Consider the following 7497-nt stretch of genomic DNA (forward strand, 5'->3'; position numbering starts at 1 on the left):
TATCTACCCTAATGGTTTGTTTGGGATGTATGGTGACTTGCTTAATGATTTCACTGGTTAATCATACACTTGTTATTCCTTCATCAACGCATGTATGGTTGCATTTATTTGGTATAGCGATTATTGCTACTGTAATTCCTATTTTATTGATGAGATACAGTTTGCAATACATTAGTTCCGAAGTCGCTTCTATCTTATCTGTTTTAGAACCTGTATTTGTAGTGGTATTTGGAGTTTTTCTTTTAGGGGAATCTGTACGTCCTTTGAGTGTAATAGGTATTATCTTAATATTAGCGGGGGCGCTAATTACTTTATTTAGCCATAAAATTAGATTGCATGAATTAAAGACTCATTGGATGCGCGCTGAAGAGTCATAAGCGTAAATCCCAACGCGCCACTTATTTGCAGCAATGTATGCACACCAAAGTTGAGAAAATTTGCTAAATAGTTAAAACCAATTTCCAGTATAACTGTTCGTGCCAGAACAATCGCTTGGTACAGACACCCCAGAACATGGATTGCAAGAACAATTACTTAATACCCCAGAAGCAGTAATCATGGTTAATATTAGGATCATTTTTTTCATGACTTATCCTTGTTATGATCTTTACTTAACTATACTCTAGGATAACAAATTTAACCAATTAAAATTTCTAGTTTGTCTCAGTGCGTATCCATTGTAACTTCCATAAATCAAAGAGAAGTAATTGATTTTTTTTATTATTTAAGTAGCTTCGAAAAAGCTCATTAGCTAAAAAGCGATTATTAGCAATCGCTTGTACTAATCCTGGCGAAACCCCGTGTACATTCCATTCATAACCATTGATGTAAAATTGGTACTTGGAGTTTTGATCTGAGCTCTGATAGGCAAAACGACATGAAGCGTCTCGGGTTAGATTGATTCCAGTTTTTAATTTCTTAATAAAACTTGCCATATCGGTTAATTCATTTCCTTCTAAAGGGATGGGTAATTGCTGTTCAGCATGCTGATCCAAGCGGGTGGCAAAACAACCAAACCAGGATTTCATAATTTGTTTTTCATTAATTAACTGGTGTACTAATTTTTGTGCATTTTGCCATGCGGCAGGAGATATTTCAGAAGTATTTTTTAAATCAGACCAATCAGGATCTTGATACAAATTTTTGAATGCGGTTTTTTCAGATAAATAATCACCCAAACTGTCCCATAATTCCTGACCTTGATAACTACGATAACCAAAAGAATAAGTCATGCATTTTTCCGAGAGGGATATGCCATAATGACCGATGTGTGGAGGAAGATAAAGCATATCTCCTTCTTCAAGCACGATTTTTTCTTCAACATCAAAGCGGTTCATGATACGTAATTCAAGATCTTGAATGTAATTAGTGTCAGTACATTCTTTGCTAGTTAGCGCCCATTCACGCAGACCCTGCGCCTGATACAAGAAAACATCATAATTATCAAAATGTGGGCCAACACTGCCATGCTGTGCTGCGAAGCTAATCATTACATCATCTACACGCCATTGCGGAAGAAAGTTAAAATAATCCAATAATTCATAAACTTCGGGTATTAAGCGGTCAACTCCTTGTACTAGCAAAGTCCAATGTGTTGGCGGTAACTTATTAAAATCATGTTCTGAAAAGGGGCCTCTCTTTAAATGCCAATAAGGTTTTTTATTAGGTGTTTCTTGAACGATACGACTTTCTACATCCTCTTCAAGAGCTAACCCGGCCAGTTCATCTGCGGATACTGGATTTATAAAGTCAGGTATGGCATTGCGAATGATTAACGGTTTTTTTTGCCAATATTCGTTAAGAAAGGTTTTTAAAGAAATTTGTTGAAAATTTATCATGGGTTTGTGGCACTCCAATAAATCAGGCAATGGGTATCAATTTTATTTCAATGTGGACGAGGTGCTAGTATGTTTTTTAATGTGAACGAAGAATGCGCTCTAATTCACCTTTTGTTTGACGTGCAAAATTAATCAGATCACTTTCTTTTTCAAAAAACTCGAAAGATTGTCGCAAGGTTGCTTCATCATGTTTTCTAAACGCGTGTGCTTTCTTTTCAATATCTTCATTCGTGTAATTTAAAAATCTCATAATCGTTTTCGTCATGGTTATTGAGGAATCAAATACTTCTCGGATGAAATAGTCAACACCTAATTTATGTAGTTCATAGGCATGTCGGCGATTACGTGCTCTGGCATATATTTTTAAATGTGGGAACTCTTGTTTGGCTAATTTGACTATCTTTAAATTCACATCAGGATTTCCAACAGTCACTAATAAAAGCTTTGCATGTTCTGCTCCTGCACTTTTTAATAAATCGAGACGACTGGCATCACCAAAATAGCCGATGTAGCCAAATTTTCGTAACAACTCTATTTGTTCTGCATTGTTTTCTAACACGGTTACTTTTATATTTTCTCCAGTAAGTAAGCGCCCAATGATTTGGCCAAAACGTCCATAACCAGCAAGGATAATATCATTTTTCACGTTAATCGAATCGTATTCTTTTTTTTCAAATATCCTGCTCATAAATTGTGGCAGAATGAAACGATTATACAATAACATCAAGAACGGAGTAGCCAGCATGGATAGGGCAACCACCAAAGTAAAAAATTCCATACAGGTTTTAGTGATTACTTCAGTTATCAAGGCATATTTGAACAGTACGAAGGCAAATTCACCTCCTTGTGATAAGGCAAAAGCAAAGCTCATGGTTTGAAAATTACTTAAATCAAAGAAGCGTCCTAAAATGATCAGAATCATTGCCTTAGTCATAATTAAAGCGATCACAGCGACAAGAATCAGCGTTGTTTGTGTGGAAAAGAGTGAAAAATCCATACCCATACCGACAGAGATAAAAAATAATCCCAGCAATAGTCCTTTAAACGGTTGAATGTCTGCTTCAACTGTATGTTTATATTGTGAGTTTGCTAGAACTACACCCGAAATAAAAGCACCTAAAGCAGGTGATACGCCTATTGATTCCATTAATAAGGTTATGCCAATCACTAAAGCTAAGGAAAAAGCAGTAAATACTTCGCGTAAATTAGTTTTGGCAATGATGAGGAATATATATCGAGATAAGTAATGGCCAATGAAAATAATAGAGCCTATGACTCCTGTAACTAAAAGAGCGTGTACCCATTTAGGAAGTTGAATGACAAATGCACTCTCTTGGTGCATACTGACTTGAATGGTTCCATTTAACTCCAGTAAAGGAATGATAATCAAAATAGGAATTACCGCAATATCCTGGAACAATAATACTGCAAAAGAAGCTTCACCTTCAGCTGTTTTAAGTAAGTTTTTTTCTTGAAGCATTTGTAATACTAATGCAGTTGATGAAAGCGTTAAAGCCATACTTATTGCGATTGTTGATCGCCATTCGTACCCAAGAAGGAGTCCAATTGCAATTAAAATTCCCGTAGTGATTATGACTTGTAAACTGCCTAGACCCACGATAAGTCGTCTTAGTTTCCAAAGCATGGAGGGTTCTAATTCCAAACCGATGAGAAATAGCATCATAATTACACCAAATTCTGCAAAACTCATGATTTGTTGTGAGTTATCAATCAGTTTTAGTCCGAAAGGACCAAGGAGAATACCGACAACAAGATAGCCTAATACGGATCCTAATTTAAAACGGCTGGCAATAGGGACCATAATACTTGCTGCAGCAAGAAAAATGAAAGTATTAAGTAGAAAATTACCATTCATAATATAGGCTTTCGATTATACGTATTTGAGGATTTCCAAGGGGAAAATGACATAGAATCCGATCCAAAGCAATAAAATAAGAACGAATTTTTAAATTACATGTCAATTCTCTTGGGAGACATTCTTTTTCCAAAAAACTTGCAATCATCCTGACTCTCCTCCAAGAGTCAAAATTCTTCCCATGAACACATGAGGACTAAAATACATATAGAGTGAACGTTTACATCTTTGTAAGTGTCATTGCGAACACAGTGAAGCATAGATGGACCCTACGGTGTATGGATGGAGCCCGTCATTGTGAGCAAAGCGAAGCACCAGGGGTTCAGGGTGAGATAATTGAAGTCAAAGAAGTGTTTCATAAAGATCTAACTATTTCTGTTTCTGTATGGATGGAGCCCGTCATTGCGAGCAAAGCGAAGCAACCCAGGGGTTCAGGGTGAGATAATTGAAGTCAAAGAAGTGTTTCATAAAGATCTAACCATCGAGGATTCATACGCTCGATTAAGGCTAATTTCTACTTTCTTGATCCTGATTTAATCTGTTTTTCGCGCTCAATTGCGCTAATCATATTCTCGCATTGTTCATAGTATACGAGCTGATTACAGCTGTATTGCTTTGTAAAACCATGTACTAAGTTTTGCTTATGCTGATAAACACGTTGAATTAAATCGTTAGTAACCAGTATAGATAGTGCCGTTACGTTTATTCGCTACCAGAACCCCTGGGCTTATTTCGCATCTGGTATCAGGTAATCGGGGTTTGCTACCATACGACCATTGATAACAATATATTTAGTAGGCATTTTTTTGTTCTCTAAACAGTGTCTTTTCGTTACATAGAACATCGAGTTATTTTGTTTTACTTCACGTTTTATCTTCCATTGCGGCGAATTTACTTAACGAAATTAAGCGTGTCAAGGGTACGATAACAGTCATCTTATGGAGTAGTTATGATACTACTTAATCAATAATCCGCTAAAAGATACCTGTGCTTGAAAAAAACTGGAAGAATTCAGTCAATCCATGCACAATTCTCTTAGGTACTTAATGGAATTTAAGGGATAAAGTAAAAATGAATTCTTATTTATTGACACAAAATATCGATCAAATCAATCAACAGGACAGCATTAATCTGTTAGAAAATGGGCAGGTCTTGTTTTTTCCAGACTATTTTTTTTCTGATGTAGACCCTTGTCTGATGTCTGAAACAATCCTGGATGGAACTCGTAAAAATATCAGTTATGATGTACAACATAAAAAATTAGGTGCTTACAAAAAAGAAATCAGCGGCTTAGAGAGTAAACTCACGCGGATGATGCAGGGTTATGCTGATTTTTCCTATCAATTAATTCAAAAGACTTTGCCCTCTTATGTGCCGCATTTGCAATGGGGGCGTACTAGTTTTCGACCGGCGCAAATTAAAGGTCGCATCAGTTCCAAACGCAAAGATGACACCCGTTTGCATGTGGATTCATTTTCAGCTAGCCCAGTTGATGGATTAAGAATTTTACGTGTCTTTTGTAATATCAACCCAGATCATGAGCCACGAATTTGGAATTTGGGTGAACCATTTTCTCAAGTGCTTGGACGCTTTGCACCACAAATCGCATCTTACAGTAAATTTAAAGCAAAAATTCTAAAACTGGTTAAAACAACGAAAACATTACGTTCAGCTTATGATCATTACATGTTGCATTTGCATGACACAATGAAAATTGATGATGAATATCAAGCACAGGTCAAGAAAGTGCAAGTTGACTTCCCTGCACAAAGTAGCTGGATTGTTTTTACCGATCATGTATCGCATGCAGCGCTTAGTGGACAATATTTATTAGAACAGACATTTTATCTACCCGTTGAGAATATGGAAAATCCAGAATTTTCGCCATTGAGACAATGGCAGAAGATTAGATTAGAAGTGTAGCATAGCCAGATGAACATTTTATATAAGTGACTATGTGGTTGCCACCTTAGTTGTTAACTTGATTAATGTCCTTATCTTTCAAAGGTAAAGATAAATTTGCTATCCAACCGCCGCCTAGAGCCTTTACTAATCCTACGGCAGATGATATTTGTAATCCATCTATTTCATTTGCTGCTTGTTCTGCGGCAAGAGCGGAAATCTTGGCCGAAAGCACGCTGGTATAGGCTATTGTTCCTGCCCGATATTGATTCACGGCCAATTTGAGCGCAAAGCGTGCATCCGCAGCTTCTTTATCTTGGACGCTGCTTTGTTTTTCTAGATGAGGTTATCTTCTACATCCTGAAATGCTGTAAGTACTACTTGACGATATGATGCAACTTGAGCCCAGTATTGTGCTTTTGCAGCGCGAACTGTTGCGGCACGTAAACCACCATCAAAAATAGTTTCTGCTTACTTTTAAAAGTAAAATTTCACCATAAATTTTCCTTTGTGTTCAAATTTAATTCATTCCGTGGTGAAATTTTAATTGTATTAGCAGGGTATCTATGCATTTAATAATTTGTTGAGGCTGAGTGTGGAGAGAAATAAAATGAAAGTTATTCTTTATAAATAAGTGATTTGTTTCGTGGAATAGATAACTGCTTAATTAATTTAGTTCATTGTTCTTCTGTCTTTTATCGTTATTTTTTATCGCTGGATTCCTCGCGTTGCAAATACTTTTTTAGCATTTTTAATTCAGCGTTTAGACGTTGTATTTTTTCTTTTAATTTACGCTCTATATTCTGATGATTTTTTAAATCAGTGATTAACTGTTCTTGTTTCCCCTGTTCCTGAATAACAAAATTGAGCCGATTTATTTCAAGATCAGGATTAATTATCAATGCACTAGGGGACAACTGATTGATGCGGTCATCCATTTCTTTAATCTGTTTTGTTATATTCTTAGCCTGGTTTTGTTCCTGATGTAAAAGCAAATTAAGTTCATCAAGTTGCTCGTTTAATTTAGTCCTTAGGGCATAGAGTGACTGATTCATTGTAAAAATATCTCTAAAAGGAGGTAAAAATTGTTTTTTATCCTGCACAAGGAGCTGGTTTCATTGATAATGTTCTGTTCTTCTTGAGTGACCAATTGCTTTGCCAAACGCGATATGTAGTGCGGTGTTGAAATAAAATCTATAGAAAGATTACATTTTATTCATGAATATCATCTGCGAGCCACAAAGCAAATTAAATCAGACTTAAATGAGTAAAACAAGTTTATTATTTAAAAAAGAGAAAAAATTAAATTTTATATAATAAAAAACTTATTGACAGAAACAGGGTAGGTCATTACAATGCGAGCCTTGTTTAGGGGTTATAGCTCAGTTGGGAGAGCGCTTGCATGGCATGCAAGAGGTCGGCGGTTCGATCCCGCCTAGCTCCACCATCAACATCTTAGTATGTTGATGGTGAAATGTTCCGGGTCCCCATCGTCTAGCGGCCTAGGACACTGCCCTTTCACGGCGGTAACAGGGGTTCGAACCCCCTTGGGGACGCCATATTGAGCATTTGCAGTAATTAGCAGTACATAGTGTAAAATCAAGATCCAGGTCCCCATCGTCTAGTGGCCTAGGACACTGCCCTTTCACGGCGGTAACAGGGGTTCGAACCCCCTTGGGGACGCCATATAACTATATGGCGATTACAAGGCTCTTCCCCATTTCCCTGTCACTTGATCACATCTTCATGAACTCCGCAGCCATTTTAAGACCTTCTACTCTTTCATTTAAGGGAAACCAAGCTTTCCAGATAGTAGACCAGGCAGCTTTGCCTGTTTTTTTTGTGTCAGTCCAACCACCAAGTTTTGCTATGGCTTGATAA

General features: G+C 36.9%; 8 protein-coding genes, 3 tRNA genes and 1 pseudogene. 7 read left to right on the forward strand and 5 right to left on the reverse strand.

Annotated features, from left to right (window positions below; translation table 11 throughout):
* Window positions 1–377: EamA family transporter (locus tag WA877_RS02955; RefSeq protein ID WP_425169447.1), on the forward strand; the 377-nt coding region annotated here is incomplete at its 5' end.
* 99 nt (window positions 378–476) lie between these two features.
* Complete coding sequence (locus tag WA877_RS02960; RefSeq protein ID WP_425169448.1) at window positions 477–626, forward strand: hypothetical protein; 150 nt, start codon at window positions 477–479, stop codon at window positions 624–626.
* A gap of 27 nt (window positions 627–653) precedes the next feature.
* On the opposite strand, the gene WA877_RS02965 is transcribed toward WA877_RS02960, so the two are convergent.
* Both WA877_RS02965 and WA877_RS02970 read right to left on the reverse strand, forming a co-directional pair.
* Window positions 654–1838, reverse strand: a complete 1185-nt coding sequence (locus WA877_RS02965; protein ID WP_425169449.1) for a JmjC domain-containing protein — start codon at window positions 1836–1838, stop codon at window positions 654–656.
* 76 nt (window positions 1839–1914) lie between these two features.
* Entirely contained in the window at window positions 1915–3714 is a 1800-nt protein-coding gene (locus tag WA877_RS02970; protein WP_425169450.1) for a monovalent cation:proton antiporter-2 (CPA2) family protein, read from the reverse strand.
* Between the two features lie 278 nt (window positions 3715–3992).
* Between WA877_RS02970 and WA877_RS02975 the strand changes: the two genes are divergently transcribed.
* Window positions 3993–4154 (forward strand): hypothetical protein, encoded by a 162-nt coding sequence (locus WA877_RS02975; RefSeq protein ID WP_425169451.1) that lies wholly within the window; start codon window positions 3993–3995, stop codon window positions 4152–4154.
* Between the two features lie 11 nt (window positions 4155–4165).
* Here the strand turns inward: WA877_RS02975 and WA877_RS02980 are convergent.
* Window positions 4166–4445 (reverse strand): annotated as a pseudogene (locus WA877_RS02980) (GIY-YIG nuclease family protein).
* Window positions 4446–4785: 340 nt separating this feature from the next.
* Here WA877_RS02980 and WA877_RS02985 point away from each other — a divergent pair.
* On the forward strand, window positions 4786–5637 hold the full coding sequence (locus WA877_RS02985) for a Kdo hydroxylase family protein (protein ID WP_425169452.1): 852 nt from the start codon (window positions 4786–4788) through the stop codon (window positions 5635–5637).
* 46 nt (window positions 5638–5683) lie between these two features.
* Here the strand turns inward: WA877_RS02985 and WA877_RS02990 are convergent, their stop codons facing one another.
* Both WA877_RS02990 and WA877_RS02995 read right to left on the reverse strand, forming a co-directional pair.
* On the reverse strand, window positions 5684–5890 hold the full coding sequence (locus WA877_RS02990) for a hypothetical protein (protein WP_425169453.1): 207 nt from the start codon (window positions 5888–5890) through the stop codon (window positions 5684–5686).
* Between the two features lie 427 nt (window positions 5891–6317).
* Window positions 6318–6671: a hypothetical protein gene (locus WA877_RS02995; RefSeq protein WP_425169454.1), complete on the reverse strand. Its 354-nt coding sequence runs from the start codon at window positions 6669–6671 to the stop codon at window positions 6318–6320.
* Window positions 6672–6987: 316 nt separating this feature from the next.
* Here WA877_RS02995 and WA877_RS03000 point away from each other — a divergent pair.
* The 3 genes from WA877_RS03000 to WA877_RS03010 all read left to right on the forward strand — a co-directional run bounded on the left by WA877_RS03000 (window position 6988) and on the right by WA877_RS03010 (window position 7302).
* A tRNA-Ala gene (locus WA877_RS03000) sits at window positions 6988–7063 on the forward strand.
* 36 nt (window positions 7064–7099) lie between these two features.
* A tRNA-Glu gene (locus tag WA877_RS03005) sits at window positions 7100–7175 on the forward strand.
* 51 nt (window positions 7176–7226) lie between these two features.
* A tRNA-Glu gene (locus WA877_RS03010) sits at window positions 7227–7302 on the forward strand.
* The last annotated feature ends 195 nt before the right edge of the window (window positions 7303–7497 follow it).

It is taken from the genome of Legionella sp. (assembly GCF_049790535.1).
Classification (GTDB): domain Bacteria; phylum Pseudomonadota; class Gammaproteobacteria; order Legionellales; family Legionellaceae; genus Legionella.